At 57.5% G+C, this 21,865-nt stretch carries 18 protein-coding genes; 11 read left to right on the top strand and 7 right to left on the bottom strand.

Annotated features, from left to right (window positions below; genetic code table 11):
- Nucleotides 1-185: 185 nt before the first annotated feature.
- Nucleotides 186-1,394 (bottom strand): IS110 family RNA-guided transposase, encoded by a 1,209-nt coding sequence (locus QP915_RS08525; protein WP_284769033.1) that lies wholly within the window; start codon nt 1,392-1,394, stop codon nt 186-188.
- A gap of 384 nt (nt 1,395-1,778) precedes the next feature.
- Between QP915_RS08525 and QP915_RS08520 the strand changes: the two genes are divergently transcribed.
- Together QP915_RS08520 and QP915_RS08515 are read left to right on the top strand one after the other, a co-directional pair.
- Nucleotides 1,779-3,410 carry an ABC-F family ATP-binding cassette domain-containing protein gene (locus tag QP915_RS08520; protein WP_005328391.1) on the top strand — a complete coding sequence of 544 codons (1,632 nt, stop codon included), beginning with the start codon at nt 1,779-1,781 and terminating at the stop codon, nt 3,408-3,410.
- A 6-nt stretch (nt 3,411-3,416) separates the two neighbouring features.
- Nucleotides 3,417-4,739: a DUF2254 domain-containing protein gene (locus QP915_RS08515; RefSeq protein ID WP_284769032.1), complete on the top strand. Its 1,323-nt coding sequence runs from the start codon at nt 3,417-3,419 to the stop codon at nt 4,737-4,739.
- A 24-nt stretch (nt 4,740-4,763) separates the two neighbouring features.
- Here QP915_RS08515 and QP915_RS08510 read toward each other — a convergent pair whose 3' ends face one another.
- Both QP915_RS08510 and QP915_RS08505 read right to left on the bottom strand, forming a co-directional pair.
- The gene (locus QP915_RS08510; protein ID WP_284769031.1) at nt 4,764-6,128 is read right to left on the bottom strand and encodes a PFL family protein; all 1,365 of its coding nucleotides are present in this window, start codon (nt 6,126-6,128) and stop codon (nt 4,764-4,766) included.
- Nucleotide 6,129: 1 nt separating this feature from the next.
- Nucleotides 6,130-6,399, bottom strand: coding sequence for an ACT domain-containing protein (locus QP915_RS08505; RefSeq protein WP_179386521.1), 270 nt, complete (start codon nt 6,397-6,399; stop codon nt 6,130-6,132).
- A 104-nt stretch (nt 6,400-6,503) separates the two neighbouring features.
- Between QP915_RS08505 and QP915_RS08500 the strand changes: the two genes are divergently transcribed.
- The 5 genes from QP915_RS08500 to QP915_RS08480 all read left to right on the top strand — a co-directional run bounded on the left by QP915_RS08500 (nt 6,504) and on the right by QP915_RS08480 (nt 10,883).
- Nucleotides 6,504-7,178, top strand: a complete 675-nt coding sequence (locus tag QP915_RS08500; RefSeq protein WP_284769030.1) for an NAD(P)H-binding protein — start codon at nt 6,504-6,506, stop codon at nt 7,176-7,178.
- A 21-nt stretch (nt 7,179-7,199) separates the two neighbouring features.
- On the top strand, nt 7,200-8,171 hold the full coding sequence (locus QP915_RS08495; RefSeq protein WP_284769029.1) for a nucleoside hydrolase: 972 nt from the start codon (nt 7,200-7,202) through the stop codon (nt 8,169-8,171).
- A 182-nt stretch (nt 8,172-8,353) separates the two neighbouring features.
- Nucleotides 8,354-9,064 (top strand): ECF transporter S component, encoded by a 711-nt coding sequence (locus QP915_RS08490; protein WP_284769036.1) that lies wholly within the window; start codon nt 8,354-8,356, stop codon nt 9,062-9,064.
- Complete coding sequence (locus QP915_RS08485) at nt 9,064-9,756, top strand: energy-coupling factor transporter transmembrane component T family protein (RefSeq protein ID WP_284769028.1); 693 nt, start codon at nt 9,064-9,066, stop codon at nt 9,754-9,756. Before QP915_RS08490 ends, QP915_RS08485 begins: the two co-directional genes overlap by 1 nt.
- The gene (locus tag QP915_RS08480) at nt 9,747-10,883 is read left to right on the top strand and encodes an ATP-binding cassette domain-containing protein (protein ID WP_284769027.1); all 1,137 of its coding nucleotides are present in this window, start codon (nt 9,747-9,749) and stop codon (nt 10,881-10,883) included. The genes QP915_RS08485 and QP915_RS08480 overlap by 10 nt, the downstream gene beginning before the upstream one ends.
- A gap of 75 nt (nt 10,884-10,958) precedes the next feature.
- Here QP915_RS08480 and QP915_RS08475 read toward each other — a convergent pair whose 3' ends face one another.
- Together QP915_RS08475 and acnA are read right to left on the bottom strand one after the other, a co-directional pair.
- Nucleotides 10,959-11,534 (bottom strand): TetR/AcrR family transcriptional regulator, encoded by a 576-nt coding sequence (locus tag QP915_RS08475; protein ID WP_239277734.1) that lies wholly within the window; start codon nt 11,532-11,534, stop codon nt 10,959-10,961.
- 192 nt (nt 11,535-11,726) lie between these two features.
- Entirely contained in the window at nt 11,727-14,540 is a 2,814-nt protein-coding gene (gene acnA, locus QP915_RS08470; RefSeq protein ID WP_239277736.1) for an aconitate hydratase AcnA, read from the bottom strand.
- Between the two features lie 328 nt (nt 14,541-14,868).
- Here acnA and QP915_RS08465 point away from each other — a divergent pair, with 328 nt between their 5' ends.
- From QP915_RS08465 to QP915_RS08455, 3 genes are all read left to right on the top strand, one after another.
- On the top strand, nt 14,869-15,333 hold the full coding sequence (locus QP915_RS08465) for an Rv1476 family membrane protein (RefSeq protein ID WP_284769026.1): 465 nt from the start codon (nt 14,869-14,871) through the stop codon (nt 15,331-15,333).
- A gap of 1,716 nt (nt 15,334-17,049) precedes the next feature.
- Nucleotides 17,050-18,504, top strand: a complete 1,455-nt coding sequence (locus QP915_RS08460; RefSeq protein WP_284769025.1) for an NlpC/P60 family protein — start codon at nt 17,050-17,052, stop codon at nt 18,502-18,504.
- Between the two features lie 31 nt (nt 18,505-18,535).
- Nucleotides 18,536-19,609 carry a ferrochelatase gene (locus QP915_RS08455; protein WP_284769024.1) on the top strand — a complete coding sequence of 358 codons (1,074 nt, stop codon included), beginning with the start codon at nt 18,536-18,538 and terminating at the stop codon, nt 19,607-19,609.
- On the opposite strand, the gene QP915_RS08450 is transcribed toward QP915_RS08455, so the two are convergent.
- Nucleotides 19,606-20,379 carry an Rv1486c family protein gene (locus QP915_RS08450; RefSeq protein ID WP_284769023.1) on the bottom strand — a complete coding sequence of 258 codons (774 nt, stop codon included), beginning with the start codon at nt 20,377-20,379 and terminating at the stop codon, nt 19,606-19,608. The genes QP915_RS08455 and QP915_RS08450 overlap by 4 nt on opposite strands.
- A gap of 33 nt (nt 20,380-20,412) precedes the next feature.
- On the opposite strand from QP915_RS08450, the gene QP915_RS08445 reads away from it, so the two are divergent.
- Complete coding sequence (locus QP915_RS08445; RefSeq protein ID WP_200435636.1) at nt 20,413-21,252, top strand: DUF3097 domain-containing protein; 840 nt, start codon at nt 20,413-20,415, stop codon at nt 21,250-21,252.
- Here the strand turns inward: QP915_RS08445 and QP915_RS08440 are convergent.
- Nucleotides 21,249-21,827 carry a MarR family transcriptional regulator gene (locus QP915_RS08440; protein WP_269952973.1) on the bottom strand — a complete coding sequence of 193 codons (579 nt, stop codon included), beginning with the start codon at nt 21,825-21,827 and terminating at the stop codon, nt 21,249-21,251. The two genes, QP915_RS08445 and QP915_RS08440, sit on opposite strands and share 4 nt — an antisense overlap.
- Between the last annotated feature and the right edge of the window lie 38 nt (nt 21,828-21,865).

Raw genomic sequence — 21,865 nt, 5'->3', positions numbered from 1 at the left:
GATGCAATATCGAAATCAGACCCTTGAAGCCCTAACCGCCTAGAATTAAACCAGTCCAACTTTCGGGGGCCAGTTCAGAAATTGGGGGCGGATTCTCTCTGCGGGGTTGTTTGGTCGTGTTGTTTTCGGGCATGGCTGCTAGCCGACTGGGATTTTACCCGGTCGGCTATCTTTACTCTTAGTGTCTAGGCTGCTAGGTCTTCCTGTGATGGTGCGGGATCGTGGTAGTGCTCGTGGTTGCGCATCATGGCGTAGAGGACGTTGAGCCGTCTGCGGGCTAGTGCTACTACTGCGGCGTTGTGTCTCTTGCCTTCACGGCGCTTTCGTTCATAGAATTGCCGGGAACGCTCGTGGAATCTGATGGATGCAAAAGATGATTGCCATAGGGCGTTCTTTAATTTTTTATTGCCAGCTCGGTTCAGTGAGTTCGACATGATCGAGGTCCCGGACTGGTTTGTCCGAGGTGATAATCCAGCGTAAGAGGCTAGGTGCCCAGCTGTCGGGAAGTCGGTCATGTCGCCCGCGGTCATGAGAATTTGTGCTGCCGTCTTTGGTCCGATTCCTGGCATGGATAGCAGGATTTGGGTGTGGGGGATGTCGTTGATGAGCTCGATGACTTCCTGCTCGATTTGTGTGCGGTGCTCGAGCTTTAAAAGCGCGTCCTTCGCCGACATTGCTACGCCCATTTCGGCATAGTGTGCACCAGCAATGGCAACTGTTTGCTCAGAGATGGCAGCGAAAATGGCATCGAGGACAGGTTCAGGATTGCGTGCCTTATAGCGTCGAGCGAAGGCAGCTGCCTTGGCCTTTCCGAGGCGTTTTATCTTGGTCGGTCCGCCGTAGCGTGCAAGTAGGTGCAGAACCCACTTGCGGTGAATTATCTGACCGCGAAGGGCCTGTTCGAATTGCGGGTAGCAGCCTACTAGTGCACTTCGAATCTGATTGATGAGCCTGGTGTAGGAGCGTGCTAAATCTTCGTCGATACCGTTGAGGACCTTCAGCTGGAGGAAGGCTTCTTCGACGCGGTCGACGCTGCGGAGGGATTCCGGAAGGTTCTTTGCAGCGTGGGCGATGATATAGGCGTCCCGGATATCAGTTTTGGCATTGCCAGCGTGGATGCGCGAGAGTTGACGCATAGCCAAACCGGGAAGGTAGCGCACGTCGATCCCGAGTTCTTGAGCAACCGCGACAGTTAGTCGACCAATGTTATTGGGCTGGTCCACGACGACAAGGACCTTGTGGTCGTGTGCGCTGAACGCTGAAAACAGTGCGCGCAGGGATTTTTCGTTTTGGTTGATGCGCTTAGATAGCACCTGGGTGCCGTCGATATCTAAGACGCAAGCGTGGTGAAAGTATTTACCGACGTCCATGCCGATGACATAGTCGTAGGTCATGCCAGACCTCCTAGCGAACTGAATGAGTATGGGACTTATTTCATCGCTGGTGGTCGGACATACTTCACGCTGGCATCCACATTACTTTGAGACCTCGCACATTCTGTGCGGGTCAGGTTCCTATTAGCAGTCTGGAGTATGTCACTGCCTTCGGCGGCATCACCCCCCCCCCGGATCATTATCAGACAGGGACGAAAACAAGCCATACCGAAGCCAGCGACTAGTTCCACTGCCCCAAGGCAGAAGGAACGCAGACAAACATAACCTGCCCCAGCATGGGGCTAGGAGTACGAATCCTGAGTCCCTTCAAGCGGAACTGCCAACAACGTAATGGGCGTTAGTGCGTCTTAGCGTTGGCCGCGTCAATTGCTAGACTATTTCTTCGTGATTGTAACCAATGATTTCGAAGTCAGGGTAGGAGCGCGCACGCTTCTCGACGCCCCCGGGCAGCACCTCCGCGTGCAGCCTGGCGACCGAATCGGCCTCATCGGCCGCAACGGCGCGGGCAAGACGACGACCATGCGCATTTTGGCAGGGGAGACGGAGCCTTATGGTGGTTCTGTGACTCGCTCGGGCCCCATTGGTTATTTGCCCCAGGATTCCCGCGAGGGAAATATCGAGCAAACGGCGCGCGAGCGCGTTCTTTCCGCACGCGGTCTGGATGATCTTAAGCGCCGAATGGCCAAGCAACAAGAGCTCATGGAATCGGCCACAGACGATAAGTTCCGGGATAAGGCTATCCGTAAGTATTCCCGCTTGGAGGAGCAGTTCGAGTCGCTCGGCGGCTATGAAGCCGATTCCGAATGCGCGCAGATTTGCGATAATTTGGGCCTGCCACAGCGCGTCTTAGATCAGAAGCTCAAGACTCTCTCGGGTGGCCAGCGTCGCCGTGTGGAGCTGGCACAGATCCTCTTTGCAGCTACTGAAGGCTCCGGCAAATCCCAGACCACGCTGCTCTTGGATGAGCCGACTAACCATTTGGATGCCGACTCTATTACGTGGCTGCGCCAATTCCTGTCCAAGCATGAGGGCGGGCTCATTATGATTTCCCACGACGTCGAACTGCTAGAAGCCGTGTGCAACAAGGTGTGGTTCCTTGACGCAGTCCGCGGTGAGGCCGATGTGTACAACATGGGCTATAAGAAGTACCTCGATGCCCGTGCTACCGATGAAGCGCGGCGTCGCCGAGAGCGCGCCAATGCCGAAAAGAAGGCGTCTGCACTGCAAAAGCAGGCGGCCAAGCTCGGTGCTAAGGCAACCAAGGCCGCTGCGGCAAAGCAGATGCTCCACCGTGCTGAACGCATGATGAGCGAGCTGGATGAGGTTCGCGTGGCCGATAAGGTGGCCAATATTAAGTTCCCCGAGCCGGCGCCGTGCGGCAAGACGCCAATGAATGCCAAGGGCCTGACCAAGATGTACGGCTCGCTGGAGGTTTTCGTGGGCGTAGACCTCGCTATCGACAAAGGCTCTAGAGTGGTCGTTCTCGGCTATAACGGTGCAGGTAAGACCACCCTGTTGAAATTGCTCGCCGGTGTGGAACGCACCGATGGTGAAGGTGGCATCGTCAGCGGCCACGGCCTGCGCATCGGCTACTTCGCGCAGGAGCATGACACCATCGACCCGGATAAGTCCGTGTGGCAAAACACCATCGATGCCTGCCCGGATGCGGATCAGCAGGAGTTGCGCAGCCTGCTTGGTGCCTTTATGTTTTCCGGCGAGAAGCTTGAGCAACCGGCGGGTACCCTCTCCGGCGGCGAGAAGACACGCCTTGCACTGGCCGCCTTGGTCTCCAGCCGCGCGAATGTACTGCTGCTCGATGAGCCCACCAATAACTTGGACCCAATTTCACGCGAGCAGGTGCTTGATGCACTGAAAACGTATACGGGCGCTGTGGTGCTGGTGACGCACGACCCGGGTGCGGTTAAGGCACTGGATCCGGAACGCGTGATCATCATGCCCGATGGTGATGAGGACCTGTGGTCCGATGATTATATGGAGATCGTGGAGCTAGCTTAGGGATATATGAAGACACTGCTGGAGAGGATGCCCGCCTGGCGGGAAAAGTTTTGGCTCATTCCTGCCGTGGCGGTGGCCCTCGCCGCAGTCGGTGCGGAAATGCTCATTGCGGTGGGTAGCAATTTTAATGTGTCGGCCACGCCCTTTTATGACGGCAGCGCCGATAGCGCGCAAGGGATTTTAAGCGCGGTAGCAACCTCGTCATTATCCTTGGCCGGCACCGTCTTTTTCATCACCCTGACTGCGCTGTCGGGCGTGGTCACGGTGATGGGACCACGCCTCCTGCACGAGTTTTTAAAGGATCGCTCCATTCAATCCACGTTGGCGATCTATCTGGCAACCTTTATTTTTGCGCTCTTGTCCCTGCGCGCGGTCCGTACCGGCGGCGGTGGGGAAGAAGAATATGTTCCTTCCCTCAATGTAGCCGTCACGGTGCTGCTGGCCATCGCCTGCGTTGTCTTCCTCATCTACTTCATCGTGCATATTGCGCAATCGATCAGCATGTCCCACGTGGTGCACGTGGTTGCCCAAGATGTAGAAAGCCACATGCGCCGGCTCATCCGCCGCGGTGAGGAGGAAGAGAAGGTAAAAGCGCCGGGGCCAGAGTTCTACACGAACGCGCAAAAGCGCCGCAGTAGTGAGACTGGCTATCTCAAATTCGTGGACTATGACGCCATCGCGCAGGCTGCAGCGCAAGAGGATTGCGCGGTGCACCTCGGCGTGGCACCGGGAGACCTAGTGCTGGAAGGCGAGGTCATTGCCCACGGCGTGCCACGGTTGCCGGAAGATATTGAACAGCATATCGTGCTCACGCAGCACCGTGAAAACGCCTCCGCCCACGATCCTCGGTTTACCGCCCGGCACCTCGCAGAAATTGCTGCCCGCGCTTTGAGCACCGGCGTTAATGACCCATTTACGGTAATTGACATCATTGACCGCTTCACCCAGATCCTCACCGTGATTGGGGATAAGCGGCTTCCGCAGGGCATTGTGCATGTGGGCGGCGAGTTTCGGCTGGATTATCAGACCTTTAGCTATGCTGAAATCGTTGAGGCGATGTTTGCACAGATTCGGCGTGATGCGGCCGATAATGCGGAGATTTACCTCAGCATGCTGGATAACCTCGCTAAGGTCGTTGCCCTTCTTCGCACAGCGGAACGCCGGCGCGTGCTTGACGACGCCGCCCGGGCCATCTACTCCGATGCCCGCCGCCAAGTAGGCGGCGAGGTGGAGCTGAAACAGTTGGAGGCTTCCTACCAGCACTTTCAGGCCAACCTAGCTGCGTGGGCGGAATCCGATAAGCCGGGCGAGGAGCACGCCGCGGACTAGACCGCGGCGTGGTTGTTGCTGGCGCTAGTTGCGGAATCCGTGCACCGGGGCCGGAATGAAGCCGCCGCGGTTAATGAACTGCGCATTGCCCACCTGATTGACCGGGATAACTGGGGCGTAGCCGAGAAGCCCACCGAAGCTGACCTCGTCGCCTACCTGGGCGCCAGGTACCGGGATGACTCGCACTGCGGTGGTTTTATGGTTCATTACGCCAATGGCGGCCTCATCGGCGATCATGCCCGAGATCGTCGCGGCCGAGGTATCGCCCGGCAGGGCAATCATGTCAAAGCCAACCGAGCAAATAGCGGTCATGGCCTCCAGCTTGTCCATAGAAATGGAGCCGGACTTGACCGCGTCGATCATGCCTTTGTCTTCGGAAACTGGGATGAAGGAACCAGACAACCCGCCCACGCGGGAACAAGCCATCATACCGCCCTTCTTAACGGCGTCGTTAAGCAGAGCCAAGGCTGCAGTAGTGCCGTGGGTGCCCACCTGGTCTAAGCCCATGTGCTCCAAGATGTGCGCAACCGAATCGCCCAATTCGGCGGTGGGGGCAAGCGAAAGGTCGATGATGCCGAAGGGCACTCCCAGGCGCTCCGAGGCCATGTTGCCCACCAGCTGCCCGGCGCGAGTGATCTTGAAAGCAGCCTTCTTCACCTCTTCTGCAACCTGGTCTAAGCTGGCCCCCTCGAGCGAGCCCAAGGCACGGTCGACCACACCCGGGCCAGAAACGCCCACGGAGACCACACAATCGGGTTCCTCAATGCCGTGGAAGGCGCCGGCCATAAAAGGATTATCTCCCACGGAGTTAGCAAAGACCACGAGCTTGGCGCACGCTATGGCGGAATCATCCTTAGTTAGCTCGGCCGCTTCCTTGATGACCTCGCCCATTTTCTTCGCCGCATCCATGTTTATGCCTGCGCGGGAGCTGGCGATGTTTACGGAGGAACACACAACGTCCGTTGTAGCCAGCGCTTCCGGAATGGAGCTGATGAGTTTTTGCTCCGCGGTCGTGGCGCCCTTTTCTACTAGGGCGGAATAGCCGCCCACGAAGTTGACGCCAACCTCCTTGGCTGCCTTATCCAGCGCCTTCGCTGCATCAACGGGGTTTCCCTCTACGCCGGCCACCACCAACGAGATGGGGGTTACGGAGATGCGCTTATTGACGATGGGGATACCGAGCTCGCCCTCGATGCCTTCGCACACCTCGACGAGGCGCTCTGCCTGCTGGGTGACCCGGTCATAGATGGCCTGGCAGGTAGCCTCCATGGTGGAGCGAGTGCATCCGAGGAGGGAAATGCCCATGGTCACGGTGCGGATATCGAGACGATAGTTCTCAATCATCTCGATGGTGTCCAAGATATTGGTGGTATTAAAACGCGTACTCATTCTAAATCTCGTTCATGGCGGTGAAGAGGTCTTCGGACTGAATGCGGATGGACTGGTGCTTTTCCTCCGCCACGGGGCGCATGCGCTCCTTGATGGTCTGGATGGAGACCTTGTCCGCATCGAATTCGACGCGCAGGATCATGGTGAAGTATCCGCCCATGAGCGTCTGGGAGACGTCGATGACGTTGATATCGAGTTCTGCAAGGGTAGTGGTCACCGCGGCGATGATGCCGGTGCTATCGGCGCCGGTGACGGTCATAATGGCATACATGCAGACAAGTCTATCTGCTTGCCGGGCACGCCGCGGTGGTTTGTGCGTGCCAGATAGGTGAGGGCGTCTGCACGCCGGCCGCGCCGTTGTTACGGTGGGGAGGCATGACTGATAAGAAGAAGATTCTGTACATCGGTGGACACGGCAAGGTCGGACTGCTGACCGCCCCTAAGCTGGTTGACGCCGGCCACGAGGTCCACTCCCTCATCCGCAACCCAGAACAGAAGCCCGAGATTGAAAAGATCGGCGCGACCCCGGTTATGGCGGATATTACTGAACAAACCGTGGATCAGTGGGCAGAGCTTTTCGCCGCTTATGACGCTGTAGTCTGGGGCGCCGGCAATGGCGGCCGCGGTGGAGCAGACCTCACCTGGGCCGTCGACCGCGATGGCGCGCTCGCTACCCTCGACGCCATGGACAAGCTGCAGCAGGAGGGCAAGAATGTGCCTGCCTATGTGATGATCTCTTATGTCGGCTCCCAGGTAGCAACCACGGATCCTGCCGATGAGAAGTGGTATGCCTATGTGGAGTCGAAGAAGGAAGTAGACAACCGCCTTGTACAGGCCAGCTTCCCGCACCTCATCCTCAAGCCAGCGATGCTGACCGAGGAACCAGCCAAGGGCATTGAGCAGATTGAGGATAAGATGCTGAAGGAGTCTATGACTTCTTCCCGCGAGCTGGTTGCGGACGTCATCGTCGAGGCCCTCGGCCGCGAAAACCTGCCGCAATCCCCGCTTGCCTTCGTTGATGGCGACACTCCGGTGAGCTCTATCAAGTAGGGCGCTAGACTGGCTGGCGCTATGACTACTAAGCCACCAGCTGTACTTATTGATTGCGATCCCGGCATCGATGATTGCCTCGCCCTTATGTACTTGGCGGGTTTGCATCATGCCGGTGAGATCGAGCTGGTGGGGGTTACCACCACGGCCGGCAACGTCGAGGTCCACCAGACCGCGGCTAATGCCCGCTGGATTTTGGATCTTTGCTCGCTTGCCGACGTCCCCGTAGCCCTCGGCCTACCCCTACCGCTCAAGGTGGATCTCACCACCACCCCTGAGACCCATGGCCCGACAGGGCTGGGCTACGCACATGCTCCCGCTGCCGCCGCCAAGCTGCAACAGCGCGATTGGCAGCAGGTATGGGAAGAAGCATTAGCCACCCACGACGGTCTGCAGCTGATCGTTACTGGACCGGTCACCAACCTTGCGGCTTTCGAAGCAACCCATAGCGAGGCTGCCGCGCGCTTCGGTGCCATCACCATCATGGGCGGCGCGGTCAATTACCGCGGAAACACCACGCCAACTGCCGAGTGGAACTTTTGGGTGGATCCACACGCCGCCGCCCAACATTTTCATTCAACCGCCCCACGCGTTCTCACCACGCTGTGTTCCCTCGAAGTAACGGAACAGTTTCTCATTACTCCGCAGCGCTTAGACGAGGTCCTAGAATTGTTGGGGGAGCACCCCACGGCACAAATCCTGCCAGACGTGCTGCGCTTTTATTTTGAATTCCACCAGGCGCAAGGGGAGGGATATCAAGCTCAAATCCACGATCTCTTGACCTGCATGATTGCTCTCGGGCGCATTAATTTCGGCGCGGTAGAAACCACCGTAGACGTCGAGGCGGAATCGTTACTGCTGCGGGGCACGAGCGTTGCGGATTTGCGCAACCATTGGGGCCGCGCCCACAACGCGCGGCTGGTAACAAGCGCAGACATGGAGGCCGCACACCACGAATGCGCGCGGGGATTGACGCTATTGGCTTCGCATTAGTGGCTTTTGACACGCAGAACCTCTACTATTATCCGCGGCGCACGTGCCGTGCGAGCTCGCTTTCCGAGGTGACATAGGAAAGCAGCACCATCCGCGGTCGGCGTTTACTTTGCCCATTTTTCGGTATATGGATTTGGACTTTTACTGTGTCACAGCTTTCTCTCACCCCCGCCCGCAAGGCTATGGTCATCGCGGGTGCGCTCATCGTCGCCGCGACCTGGATTTATCTGGTTCTTCTGCGTCCTACTGATTGGGATTCCGTTGCCGGATCGACAGAGGCGCTCATTACCCTCGCCGGTTATCTCGTTGGCGCCACGCTCCTTCTAGCCGGCACCGTTCCGGCGCTACCGGCGCGAACCATCGCCATCATCCCGGTAGCGCTAGTGCTCAATATTGTTGTTGGCGAAATCATCGGTTCTATCGGCGTTCCGCTGTATATCGACTCCGTGGGAACAATCCTGGTAGCCGCGCTCGCGGGACCCATTGCCGGATTGGCTACCGGTACATTGTCCTCCGTCGTATGGGGGCTGTTGAACCCTGCCGCCCTGCCCTTCGCCGCCGTGTCCGCCGCCACGGGGTTCCTCTCCGGACTGGTAATCAAGAAGGGCGCTTTCACCAAGGTGTGGTGGGTTATTCTCAGCGGCGCCGTCATCGGCATCATTTCCGGTATGCTCGCCGCACCAGTGGCTGCCTTTGTTTATGGCGGTACCGCTGGTCTTGGTACGGGCGCAGTTGTTTCGCTCTTCCGAGAGCTGGGCAATTCCCTCATCGCCTCGGTTACGCTGCAGTCCTTTATTTCGGATCCCCTGGATAAGGCACTGGTCTTCCTCATTGTCTGGGCAGCGGTCAAGGCACTGCCGCAGCGCACCCGAGAATCCCTCCAGCCACGTTAATGCAAGGCCTTCATCCCGCCACCGTTGTCACCATCGCGGCTTGCGGCTGGATCCTTACTTTGGCGCTGGATACCCCGGTGGCGTCGGCAAGCGTAGTGCTTCTCGCCCTAGCCTGCGGTACTGCCGCTACCCGCAACGCCTCCGTGATTTTGACAACTATGGCGCTAAGCGCCCCGGCGGCCCTTTCCATGCTGGTCATTCACGCCCCCTACGGTGATGACCCAGTGCTGCCACTGGTAACAAGCGACGGCCTGGTGCTCGCCGCCACCCTCAGCCTGCGGTTCTGCGCCCTCATGGCCTGCTTCATCGCGGCCATGGCAGCGCTGCGCATTGCTGATATCGCCAAATGGCTGCAAGTTTCGCGCGCTGGCCACAAGGTCGCATATATCGTTGGCGCCTCCCTGCAAACCCTGCCCCAAGGTGCGCACGCTTGGCGTTGCGTCCGTGAGGCCAACCAGCTCGCCGGCATCACCGTGACCTGGCGCAATACCATCTCGCGCGTCATTATTCCCGTCATCGCTCGCCTCCTCACCCAAGGAACCCAACGTGGCCAGGCCCTAGCCGCCGTCGGATTCGACCAAGAAGGGCAACGCACACTATTGCGTCCTGTTGCCGATTCCATAGTCTCTCGAGTCGTACGCCTAGTCATTCCGCTAGTTAGCTTTGCGGTGGTGATTGCAACATGGATCTAGCCCGCATTAAGCCCACCCCAGGGGCCATCTATCAAGTACTCGTCGAACCTGACAAAGCCGCCGAAGACGTGGCCGTGGAACTAGCGGAGTACCTATCTACCGAAGCCATCATCGGCACGGATGCCTCAGCACAGATTAGCTTCCTGCGGGAAACCTGCATCGAAGAAGTAGTTTTAGGCCTCGAGAATGCCGGCGTGCCTGCCCCTGAAATGCAGCGGCGCGGGGAGCGAATGCTTCGCGCTGTAGGACTGTCTGACTACTGCGAACATGACCCAACACAGCTATCCGGTGGCCAAACACGCAGGCTTGCGGCTGCCTGTGTTGCCATTCGCGAGCCAAAAGTCATGATTGTGTGCGAGCCTGCAGCCGGGCTGGACGCTAATTCGCGCACGCAAGTGGTTCGCCTCTTGCAGGCAATGCCGGGGACTTGCGTGATTTCCGTTTCTAGTTCCTCCTGGCCAGAGTTGGGTGGCGACATCATCGGAACAGACCCACTCGTAGCGGACCTCGACTTACCACGGGTTTCTCCAAGCCCCCGGACTGGGAGTATCGGTCCACTAACGGCACACAGGGGTGCAGTAAAGAAGAAATGGTGGCATTTTTCTCAGCCCACCGGCACGTCCTTCAGCGTCGGACCGGTAGAAATCCCTATCACGGAATCTGCGGTTACGTGGCTGCGAGGCGATAATGGCAGTGGCAAGACAACGCTCCTGCGCGCTGCTGCTGGGCTCGATGGCGCCGGATTAGTCCCGAATCCACCTGCTCTTGCCCTGCAATCGCCGTTTGATCAGGCGGTGTTTCCAACGGTGGAGGAGTTCGTCCCCAATGACACCTTGCGCAACCTGTTGGGACTTAATCCTGCAGATCATCCTCTCGATTTATCATCGTCTCGTTTGAGACTTGCGCAAATTGCCCACGTGATCGGGCAGCACCGACAGGCGGTCCTGCTCGACGAACCAGACACCTTGCTTTCCGCTGCCGACCGCTGGCTCATGCACCAATTGATCCACCATGCACTGCAGTCCGGCAGCGCCCTCGTGGTTACCTGCCACGATCCTAAGTTTGTGGCAGAAATAGAAACCTATGCCCAAGTGGCGGAAAAGACAGTGCCGGTGCCGCAACATTAGGCGCATACAACACTGCTCCCGGCTACTTCCAACATCAGTTTAGAAGCAGCTGGGAGCAGAAGTAGGTGTATGGGGTTACTGTGGGCTCGCCTGAACACCGCGGATGGATTGCTCTACTAAGTCAAGAACATTTTCCAGCTCCGCGGTATCGCCCAAGGCAAGCCGGTTAATGAATCCGTCCATGAATACCTCAAGATAGATGGCTAAGGTATCGATTCCTACATCATCTCGTAGGCGACCCTTATCCGCATTAGATGCCAATCGTGCGCGAACGGCTTCATCACGAACCGATTGATTTTCTTTCCACCGAGCGGCGAACGAGGGGTCAGTGCGTAGCAGGGAGGTGATTTCCAAGCGAGTGGCGAGCCAATCGTGGCGCTCAGGATGCTGGAGCATTTCTCGCATGACTTCTACCAAGCCATTTTGAGCCACGACTTCGGCCTGACGAGCGGCATCTTCTTGCGCCAAGGCAAGGAATAGCGACTCTTTGTCACCGAAGTGGTGAAAAATTGCGCCACGTGACTTACCCGTCGCTTGCTCCAAAAGCCGAACAGTCGCTCCCTCGTACCCGTGCTCTGCAAAGCAGCGGCGGGCACCTACGAGAATGTCGTGCCGGCGGCGGCTAAGTTCAGATTCGCTCACGATGGGCATAGTAGGGAACTCTCCTTAATGGGGGATGTCTAAAGAATCTTTAATCAGTAATTTTAAATAAGAAATAAAATCGACGTGACGAAACGCGGGGCCGCATTGCCCTTCCTGGGGAGGGCGGTGCAACCCCGCGTTGTCGACAGAACTTAGTCCTTTAGCTCCCCTCGGGTGGGCTAAAGGACTGCGCGAAGACGCTTAGTTCTTGACCATCTGACGCAGAACGTACTGCAAGATGCCGCCGTGGCGGAAGTAGTCAGCCTCACCCGGGGTGTCGATGCGAACGTCAGCATCAAATTCGACGGCCTCGCCGGACTCCTTGGTAGCGGTGACGTGGACGGTCTTCGGGATGGAGCCATCGTTGAAGGCGGAGATACCCTCGATGTCGAAGGTTTCCGTACCATCCAAGCCCAAGGACTCGTGGGACTCGCCCTGCGGGAACTGCAGTGGGATAACACCCATGCCAATCAGGTTAGAGCGGTGGATACGCTCGAAGGACTCAGTAATAACAGCCTTCACGCCAAGCAGGTTGGTGCCCTTAGCGGCCCAGTCACGGGAAGAACCAGTGCCGTACTCCTTGCCAGCAATGACAACGAGCGGGATGCCGGCTTCCTTATAGTTCTGGCAAGCATCGAAGATGAAGGCCTGCGGGCCGCCTTCCTGGGTGAAGTCACGGGTGTAGCCACCGGTGACGTCTACCAGCTGGTTAGCTAGGCGAATATTCGCGAAGGTACCGCGCATCATGACCTCGTGGTTACCGCGACGGGAGCCCAGGGAATTGTAGTCCTGGCGGGCAACGCCGTTTTCATCGAGGTACTGCGCAGCCGGGGTGCCCGGCTTAATAGCGGAAGCAGGGGAGATGTGGTCAGTGGTGACGGAATCGCCCAGCTTTGCCAGCACGCGTGCGCCCTTGATGTCTTCAACCGGGTTCGGCTCGGTTGGCATGCCATCGAAGTAAGGAGCCTTGCGGATGTAGGTGGAATCCTCATCCCACTTGAAGGTCTCGCCCTCCGGCACGTCCAGGGCGCGCCAAGCATCGTCGCCCTTGAAGACGTCGGCGTAGTCGGCCTCGTACATCTCGCGGGAGATAGCGGACTGGATGGTGTCCTCAATCTCCTGCGGGGATGGCCAAATGTCCTTCAAGAAGACATCGTTGCCTTCCTTGTCCTGTCCCAACGGCTGAGCGTCAAAGTCAAAGTCCATGGTGCCGGCAATGGCGTAGGCGATGACCATGATTGGAGAAGCCAAGTAGTTCATCTTGACATCCGGGGAGATACGGCCCTCGAAGTTGCGGTTGCCGGAAAGTACCGCGGTGGCAGCGAGGTCGTTCTCGTTGATGGCTGCAGAAACCTCGTCCGGCAGTGGGCCGGAGTTACCGATACAGGTGGTGCAGCCGAAGCCGGAGAGGTAGAAGCCCATGGCTTCGAGGTCCTTCCACAGGTCTGCACGCTGGAAGTAGCCATCAACAACCTGGGAGCCAGGAGCGCAGATGGTCTTAACCCATGGCTTGGACTGCAGGCCCTTTTCTGCTGCCTTACGGGCGATAAGGCCTGCGCCCACCATAACGGATGGGTTGGAGGTGTTGGTGCAGGAGGTGATAGAGGCAATGGCAACCATGCCGTGGTCCAAGGTGAACTCGCCACCGTTTTGGGACTCCACGGTAATTGGGTTGGAGTGACGGCCCTTCGCGCCAGTAGCCGAGGACTCGCCGTGACCCTCGCGGGCCTTGTTCAGGCCGCCGGTGACGTCTTCCATAGCTGGAGCGCCGCCTTCTGCGGACATGCGCTTTGCCTCGACAGAGGATTCGTCAACGCAAACCTCGTCGGTGGTGTAGTTAGCCAGATCCTTGCGGAATTGCTCCTTGGCTTCGGTCAGCAGGATTCGGTCCTGCGGGCGCTTCGGGCCAGCGATGGAAGGTACAACGGTGGACAGGTCCAGCTCGAGGTACTCGGAGTACTTTGCTTCTGGAGCGTCCTCCTCCAGCCACATTCCCTGTGCCTTGGCGTAGGCCTCGACGCGGTCGATCTGCTCCTGCGGGCGGCCGGTGAGCTCGAGGTACTTGGTGGTCTCCTCGTCAATCGGGAAGATCGCAGCGGTGGAACCGAACTCAGGGGACATGTTGCCGATGGTGGCGCGGTTTGCCAGCGGGACAGACTTAACACCGTTGCCATAGAACTCAACGAACTTCTGAACAACGCCGTGCTCGCGCAGCATCTCAGTGATGGTGAGAACGACGTCGGTCGCAGTAACGCCGGTAGGAATCTCACCGGTCAGCTTGAAGCCTACGACCTTTGGGATGAGCATGGACACCGGCTGGCCGAGCATGGCAGCCTCTGCCTCGATGCCGCCGACGCCCCAGCCCAGAATGCCCAGGCCGTTTTCCATGGTGGTGTGGGAGTCAGTACCGATACAGGTATCCGGGTAAGCAAGGCCCTCGTTGTCGAATACAACGCGGGATAGGTACTCGATATTTACCTGGTGGACGATGCCGGTTCCCGGAGGAACAACGCGGAAGTTGGAGAAGTTCTCAGCACCCCAGCGGAGGAACTGGTAGCGCTCTTCGTTACGCTGGTACTCAATCTCAACGTTCTTTTCCAACGCATCGGTAGAGCCGAAAGCCTCAACGATGACGGAGTGGTCAATGACCATTTCGGCCGGGTTGAGAGGGTTAACCTGATCCGGGGTGCCACCCAGTGCGGAGACGGCCTCACGCATGGTAGCGAGGTCAACAACGCAAGGAACACCAGTAAAGTCCTGCATGAGGACGCGTGCCGGGGTGAACTGGATTTCGGTGTCCGGTTCTGCTTCCGGATCCCAGTTTGCCAAGGCGTTAATGTGATCCTTGGTTACGTTCTTGCCGTCCTCGTTACGCAGCAGGTTTTCTGCCAGCACCTTGAGGGAGTAAGGCAACTTCTCCAAGCCGGAGACGGTGTTGATGTCAAAGTAGTCATAAGACTTGCCGTTGACGTCAAGGGTCTTCTTGGCCTCGAAGGAGTTCAAGCTTTCAGTCACAGGGAGCTCCATTCCTTGTTAATAAACAGTGTGTTCTGTTTGGTACTCGCCGCCTGTCGTCACAGCGGGGCAGTGCTCAGCGTCAGCGGTCACGAGTGTGACTCGACGCGACCATGGGGCCCGCTGTGTTGAAGGCGGCAAAGAACGCGATGGTTCACCTAGATATTGTAGAGGCTAAAACCTTCGGTCGCTGCCATTGTAACAGTACAAGCGTTCTGTTTTCATCTTTTCTAGAAATTCGGCGAGTTGAGGGGACGGACGTCTGCGGCCCGCCCGTATCTTGGGGGAGAAGAAGTTTAGGAGCCCTATATATAAGGAAGAGATACGCATGGTTCCTGCGGGCGTAGATGTAGCTGATTTGGCAAGCCAGCTGAAAGAGGACGGCGTGGCCTATACGTCCCCAGCGCTCAGCCAAGATGCACAGCTCAACGCGGAGGTAGCTCAAGGCTTGCGAGACGGTGACGGGGTGGCCGTGGTTGATGTGATGGCTGATCGGGCACCTGATGTCCGCGACATTGCCCAAGAGCTCCAGGATGCGACAGGTTTAAACACTGTCATCGTTCAAACCCCCCGCCATGTTTCTTCCGTTAGTGACACTTATAGTCGCGCTGACATTGAGTCGGTACAGGCGCAGATCCCGCCTGGGATTAAACAAGCAGACCTTCTGTCTGAGTACTACAAGGGACTAGACCAAATCAGCTTCCCTGTGGGCGCAGTAGTGGGGGCGGTTGCCGTAATCGCCATAATTGTTTTGGTCAGCTCTTTTCTGGCGGCCAGCCGGCGCGGGGTCTAGAGGTTGAAAAGACTCTATGTAAATCCCGGTTGGGGTCGGTCAGGCAAATAGGGTAGCGCGAGCACTGCGGAGCTCCACTTTTTAAAATTGGACAAATGCTCCCTTAAAATTAAGTTTGTTCGAAAAAGTATCGCGTTTCAGGGTGAAATTTTTGCGGGCCTTCGATGTGCGAAAAATTCGGGCAACCGGCCCGAAGATGGGTACCGAAGAACTCCGGGTGAATGTGAATGGCGCAGTTTCGTTCACTCACGGTGCGTCGAGAAGGTCGGTAGTGGATCGGGGAGGCAGAAGTTCGGTCTGGGCTTAGCTTGAACCTGGTACCTAATTGGGGACCGTAAATGGGGCGGGGGAGTGGTCAAAGTAAATTCTTAGGGGTTGACATCCGGTGGGGGAGTGGCTCTGTTGTCCTAGTTGTGGACGAGCTGGGGGCCGGTAGAGCGTATGGAACTCTGGTTAGACAGTGATTAAAGTCACAATAACGGGATGGTAACAGAATCATTGCAGGTTAGGTGCACATGTTGAGTCATGTGAATTAACTTGACTCACGTGAATTGCGGGAAAATTGTGCGAAATGGGCGTGTCGTGACGTAAGGTTCGGTTGTCGACTCAGGAGACATTTCTTGCTTCCTGGGTTCATGGGCTTAGCCTTGACTGTCACGAGAGAACTCGCACGGGTATGTGGGGAAGCACGCCTTGAGCGAAGGTTAGAACGTCGAGTGGCCGTTCTTGGAAGTCAATGAACTGGGACCAATCGAAAGTGATTGGGGACGCAGGCAAAGAACTTGAGCGATTGCAATGTTCGAAAAAATTACACATCAACCCACCTTCCGTTTATGAGGTGAGACGCGTTCATTAGAACTCCACCGTGTGGAAATTTTGGTGCGAACCTTTATATGGCTAAGGCTGAAAGCCTGTTGGCACAGAAGGTGCGCACGAAGAGGTCCATAGGGATAGGGTCTGGGAACGCCGAATCACTCCACAAGGGTCAGCCTCGTGCGGCCTGTTCATGGTTTGTGGCTGCTTGCCCTCGACGGCTCGGTAGTACTAAAAGGCTAGACCTTTTGGATTCCGGTCCGGCGCCGCGGCGAGGTCTGCCAGAACCCGTAGAGCAGTTCTCACGGTGCTCAGTGCAATGAAGACGTGATCGGGGCATACGGAATCGCGGGTTGTTAGACGCATCCTGGAGCGTATGTCGCGCGCAGCGCAAGAATAGAAGTGGATTTCGCAGTCGTGGGAATTTGTTTGAATAGAGAATAGTTGTAGACCATTTGTGGCCGACTTGTCGGACTCACGCAAGTAGACCTTTAGGCTCTCTTGCCAGAATGCAAGTTGTCTGTATATCGCTGTTGTGGGGAAACAGTAGCGGTTTGAGTCGTCCAGTAACGGCGCAGCAATCGTCCTTAACTCTCTCTAGTTCCAACATGAAAGCCCTAAGTCTGCTGAGGGTCCACCGAAAGAGCACACCCGGAGTGAAGTCTCAGCCAATGTAGGCAGTCCATCAACAATTACCGCTCTAGTGTCTGCGGGCACCAGGGGTTAGCTTCGCGTATCTATTGATATCTACTCGAGGCGAACCTCTAGGCCGTCCAATAAGACGTGCGATAACGCCTGTGTTTGTGCGAAATATGCAGGCGGGGAGCTCGGGCATACCTATGTCCGGAGTCTTCATGGACTCTCACTAAAGGAGCAGCGTGGGCCCAAACTAGGAGTATTTCAGTGGCCACCATTCGCCTTCCGCGCATTCGACATGTTCGCGCTTTCATTGCTGCAGTAGCAGGTACCGCAGCTATTTCAACGCTTTCCACCGTAGCCCCAGCGGGCGCCGATGAAGTATCGACGCCAAACCCGGGTACGGTCCACGATCAAAACTCAGACCACGTAGCAATTGACCGTGCGGTTGCCAACGCGGATTCACTGCAGGGTGCTGTAGAGGAGTCCCGGGCAGAGCTAGGTCGCGCGGAAGCAGATGTTTCCGGCGCGGAAGACCGTATAGCTCAGGTTCGAGCCCAGTTGGAACAAGTGAACGGCGAGCCGGGTGCTAACGAAGAGTATGTTGCCAGCTTGGAAGATGAGCTGCGCCAGGCGGGCGAGGAAAAGCGAGAAGCCGAGAATCGTGTTGCGCAGGAGCGCCGAGAGCTGGCCCAGAATGAAGCGCGACTGAACGCTACCCAAAGATTTGCGGAAGCCACTTTTGCCCGCCAGCAGCAGGCTACGTCCCAGGCGGAGGGGGCAAGCGGGGTACAGTTCTCGCAGCAGGATTCTCTTCCGGCAGCCCCAAATCAAGTAACCAATCTTGATTCTGGGAATTCTACCGATACATTTTCCGTCAATCCTCAAGACTTGACTCCAGGAGACAAGTCGCAGACCTTTACCGATGAGGTGGTAGAGGGTGGAACGCCTGAGGTTACGGGCGGCACGGACGTTGTAGAGAACCCGGAGGATTCATCCGTTGCTGAGCAGGATAAGACTACTCCAGAAGCGGACTTTGGAAACGCCCTCAATAAGGGTGCAACGCCGACGTTCCAGAACGTCGATTTCGGCACTGGATCCTCTGTGAACGATGCGCTCGGACTTGCGAATGATATCGCTGCAGCCGTTGATGAGGACGATGTGCGCACCCTCATGCAGGGCTCGTCTGACTTGCTAGGTTTGGGCAGCCCGAATACCGCACCTGCCGCCAGCGTTGACGCCCCCGAAGTGGACGAGGTGTCCGAAGTGGAGGAAAGCACCACCGGTGCAGACGCGGGCCGAGACGCTCAGATCGAGGCCGTAATTTCTCGCGCTGAGTCTCAGGTCGGCGTCCCTTATGTGTGGGGCGGTGGCGATAACAATGGTCCTACCGGTGGACTTCGAGACGGTGGCGTGGCTGATTCCTTCGGTGACTTCGGTCAGTCTGGCTTCGATTGCTCGGGGCTAGTCAAGTACGCCTACGCGGCAGCCGGCCTGGACCTTCCTCACTACACTGGTGCGCAGTACCAGCAGGGCAAGAAGGTTCCTCGCGCGAATGCACAGCGCGGTGACCTTATCTTCTACGGAGCTGGTGGAAGCCAGCACGTAGCTATCTACCTAGGCGACGGCCAAATGATTGAAGCGCCACAGTCTGGTCAGACTGTTTCAGTAGTCCCAGTACGCTGGGGTGGCGCAACTCCGGATGTCGTGCGCCTTCTCTAATCTCCAACTTTTGGTTGGTATGGTTTAGGGTATGACTGACGCACAACAGAATGCCCAAAACTTCGACGCCCTCCTCGTTCTTTCTTTCGGTGGCCCGGAAGGAAACGAGGAGGTCGTTCCTTTTTTGGAGAACGTTACCCGAGGTCGAGGTATCCCTCGCGAGCGGCTAGAAGTGGTGGGCGAGCACTATTACCACTTCGGAGGGGTAAGTCCGCTCAATGCACTTAACCGCGAAATCATCGATCATGTCGAAGGGGAGCTGAAAAAACGCGGACATAATCTACCGGTCTACTTTGGCAATCGAAATTGGCATCCCTTTGCCAGCGAGACTGCGGAGAAGATGTCTCAGGACGGAGTGCGAAGGGTAGCTGTCTTCGCTACTTCTGCATGGGGTGGGTACTCCGCATGCCGGCAGTATGATGAGGACATTCAGCAGATGCGCGAGCATCTGGCGGAGCAGGGTTTGCCGGACATTGAATTTACTAAGATTCGCCAATTCTTCGATCATCCGAAGTTCGTGGCCGAAATGACAGCCGCTGTCACAGAGGTCTGGGGACAGGTTCCGGAAGAAAAGAAGGAATCCACTCGCTTGCTGTTTACCGCCCATTCGGTTCCCGTCGCGCACGATAGTGTGGGCGGCGCGGAAGGCGATAAAAACCTTTACTCCCGCCAGGTGGCAGAGGCGTCGCGGTTGGTGGCCGCACAAGCCGGTATTTCTGACTACGACCTTGTATGGCAGTCACGTTCGGGCAATCCACGCACTCCGTGGCTCGAGCCAGACATTGTTGACCACACCACCAACATCCATAACAACGAAGGCGTGGACACGGTAGTGGTGTGTCCGATTGGCTTCATCTCAGACCATATGGAGGTCATCTGGGATCTCGATTCCGAGCTGCAGAAGGCGGCAGACGAGATGGGTGTCAAAGTTCTGCGCACTCGGACAGCGGGTCCGACTCCAAGGTTTGCGGAGATGGTGGTTGATCTCATCGATGAACTAGAGCAAGGCCGCGAGCGGGAGACCAGCGGGAGCGTGACGGTGCAAGGGTGCACAGTCAATGGTGCTCCGTGTGCAGCGGGGTGCTGCGATATCTGGTCCCGTTAACGGGCAAATTCTCCAAGCGCATAAGACACGCCCGTCATGCGCGCCTGGCGGATGTGGCGCCACAAGCGAAGCAATTGTGGATCAAGGCTGTGGTCATTGATGCGGTCAGTGACGGTTTCGATGATCGCGGCTACTCGGTCGGCCCGGGCAAAAAGCTTGGCTGCTCGAGCTGGCGTTGAGTGGGGAAGACCAGGTGTGTCATAGAAGTCGCTCAGGGTTCCCACGGTGAGGCGTGGGCTGGGCAAAGCCTCGGTGCTATACCCAGTTGCGGCGATGAGATCGGCGGACTCATTGGTTGCTTGAGAGAGGAGTGCGTCGGCTTCACCGGGGCTTAGCCAGGCGGGCGCGGGGAGCTGCTGCTTTTCGACGACCACTTGCCACGCAGTATGGCTGTGGCGAATGTGGGGTACGAGGACTAAGTTACGCAAGGGATCATTGGTACGAACTATGATTGCTCCGGCAGAACTTTGTGCGGCCGCGCTATAGGACTCCGATCCTGCAGGCAATGCGGGCGGCTCGCCTGGCCCGGACAGTGCGAGACGCACAATAGGCTCTGCACGTACACCGCGATGAGCGGTGAGCTCGGTGGTCTCCGCGCGCAGCATGGCTAATAGATCGACGAAGGGGGATTCGTCCCAGCATTCTGGACGTCCGCCTAGTTCAGTAAGCGCGTCCAGCAAGTCATCGGTGGTTTCATGTCCCCACAGCCACGAGCCAAGCCAGACGGCGGTGTTTTGTAAAGGTGACCATACTTCGGCGCGCATATCCATGGCGAGCCAGTCTAGTAGATAGACTAACGGGCCATGAGTTTTGATCCTTATGGCGGAGATATTTTTGCTGGCCACTCGCGGTCGAAGCCGCGGCAGTACCCAGAAGTGCCAGCCGAGCCCGGAATGGTAGTGGAAGTGCGCGGCGATGACTTTGTGGGTGCTGTTATGGGCGTGGATAAAACCGTTTTCGGTGAGGTGGTACGCCTTGAGGATCGCCACGGCGTAGAGCGCGTCTTTAATCTGGTTAAAGGCGGGTTCCTAGTGGAAGGCAAGCCAGTGACGCTTACCCGGTACGTCGAAAAGCAGGCTCCCCGCAAGTCCAACTCCGGCTCCCGCCGCGTAGAAAACGTGGAGGCAAAGGTTGCCGCGCCATCGCGCATTTGGGTGGAGGGCGTGCATGATGCCGCCATTGTGGAAAAGGTGTGGGGTCACGACCTGCGTGTGGAAGGCGTGGTAGTCGAATACCTCGAGGGTTTGGACAACTTGGAGGCGCGCCTCGCAGAGTTTCAGCCGGGGCCAGGCCGCAGGGTCGGAGTATTGGCGGATCACTTGGTTCAAGGCTCCAAAGAAACCCGATTAACGGAAACCGTGGGAGAGCATGTCCTGGTAACTGGACACCCCTTCATCGATATCTGGGCGGCGGTAAAGCCGCAGCGCGTTGGCCTGCGTGAATGGCCCGATGTGCCTTACGGCGAGGATTGGAAAACCGGTATTTGCCGCCGCGTGGGGTGGAGCGACCCGAAGGATGGGTGGCGTCATGTCTATAACGCCGTACATTCCTTCCGCGACCTAGACTCCAGCCTGATCGGTGCCGTGGAGCGCCTCGTGGACTTCGTTACTACACCTGAGTTGAGCAAGTCCGACTTGCTCTAGGGTTGGGCCAGGTTGGCGCGTTCGATGAGGTTGACGGCCAATTGCCACCCCGCCATCTCGGCGCTCCAGCCGGCCGCCTGGAGGCGTTGTGACATGGCTTGCTTGGAAATTCCTAGTTCTTCGGCGGCCTCATTCTGGTTGAGTCCTGCGCGGACGAGCGAGGTTGCTTCGCGCCCTTCAATGGTGCGCTTGTGCAGAACGTATCCAAGCAGGGCAAAGGTGGCCGCAATATCGCTTGCCTCCGAAGCGCGGCCGCGTTTATTGAGTTTGGCGTATACCTGCCCCATGCGGGCGGATTTCCGCAATGCAGCGGTTGCTACTTGGCGCGCGCCTTCCTCATCTTCTTGGTTGCCGGGGCTGATGCCGATGCCGATGGCCCAGTCGCCGTCGGCAAGCAAGGCCATGACCACGTCGCACACGGCAGTTGCTGAATCAACTACGGCGCAAATATCTTCCACGCCGAGCACGTGGAACTCGCCCACGCCATTGAGGGTGGAAAGAGCCGTTGCAGAGCGTTGGACCAACTCTGCGCGACGCACGGAGCGGCCTCGGTAGCGGGCGTGGACAGCAAGCACAAAAATCCTCCTTAAGAAACCAATTGCGGAATAGTCTA

Origin of the sequence: Corynebacterium sp. MSK158 (assembly GCF_030229085.1) — a bacterium.
Classification (GTDB): domain Bacteria; phylum Actinomycetota; class Actinomycetes; order Mycobacteriales; family Mycobacteriaceae; genus Corynebacterium.
Note: the sequence above shows the minus strand (reverse complement) of the source record. Positions and strands in the feature narration are given on the sequence as shown.

Excerpts from the sequence above, each read along its gene's own strand:
- QP915_RS08525 (WP_284769033.1), bottom strand. The coding sequence starts at position 1,394 with ATGACCTACGACTATGTCATCGGCATGGACGTCGGTAAATACTTTCAC.
- QP915_RS08515 (WP_284769032.1), top strand. The coding sequence starts at position 3,417 with ATGAAGACACTGCTGGAGAGGATGCCCGCCTGGCGGGAAAAGTTTTGG.
- QP915_RS08510 (WP_284769031.1), bottom strand. The coding sequence starts at position 6,128 with ATGAGTACGCGTTTTAATACCACCAATATCTTGGACACCATCGAGATG.
- QP915_RS08505 (WP_179386521.1), bottom strand. The coding sequence starts at position 6,399 with ATGTATGCCATTATGACCGTCACCGGCGCCGATAGCACCGGCATCATC.
- QP915_RS08500 (WP_284769030.1), top strand. The coding sequence starts at position 6,504 with ATGACTGATAAGAAGAAGATTCTGTACATCGGTGGACACGGCAAGGTC.
- QP915_RS08495 (WP_284769029.1), top strand. The coding sequence starts at position 7,200 with ATGACTACTAAGCCACCAGCTGTACTTATTGATTGCGATCCCGGCATC.
- QP915_RS08490 (WP_284769036.1), top strand. The coding sequence starts at position 8,354 with ATGGTCATCGCGGGTGCGCTCATCGTCGCCGCGACCTGGATTTATCTG.
- QP915_RS08485 (WP_284769028.1), top strand. The coding sequence starts at position 9,064 with ATGCAAGGCCTTCATCCCGCCACCGTTGTCACCATCGCGGCTTGCGGC.
- QP915_RS08480 (WP_284769027.1), top strand. The coding sequence starts at position 9,747 with ATGGATCTAGCCCGCATTAAGCCCACCCCAGGGGCCATCTATCAAGTA.
- QP915_RS08475 (WP_239277734.1), bottom strand. The coding sequence starts at position 11,534 with ATGCCCATCGTGAGCGAATCTGAACTTAGCCGCCGCCGGCACGACATT.
- QP915_RS08465 (WP_284769026.1), top strand. The coding sequence starts at position 14,869 with ATGGTTCCTGCGGGCGTAGATGTAGCTGATTTGGCAAGCCAGCTGAAA.
- QP915_RS08455 (WP_284769024.1), top strand. The coding sequence starts at position 18,536 with ATGACTGACGCACAACAGAATGCCCAAAACTTCGACGCCCTCCTCGTT.
- QP915_RS08450 (WP_284769023.1), bottom strand. The coding sequence starts at position 20,379 with ATGGATATGCGCGCCGAAGTATGGTCACCTTTACAAAACACCGCCGTC.
- QP915_RS08445 (WP_200435636.1), top strand. The coding sequence starts at position 20,413 with ATGAGTTTTGATCCTTATGGCGGAGATATTTTTGCTGGCCACTCGCGG.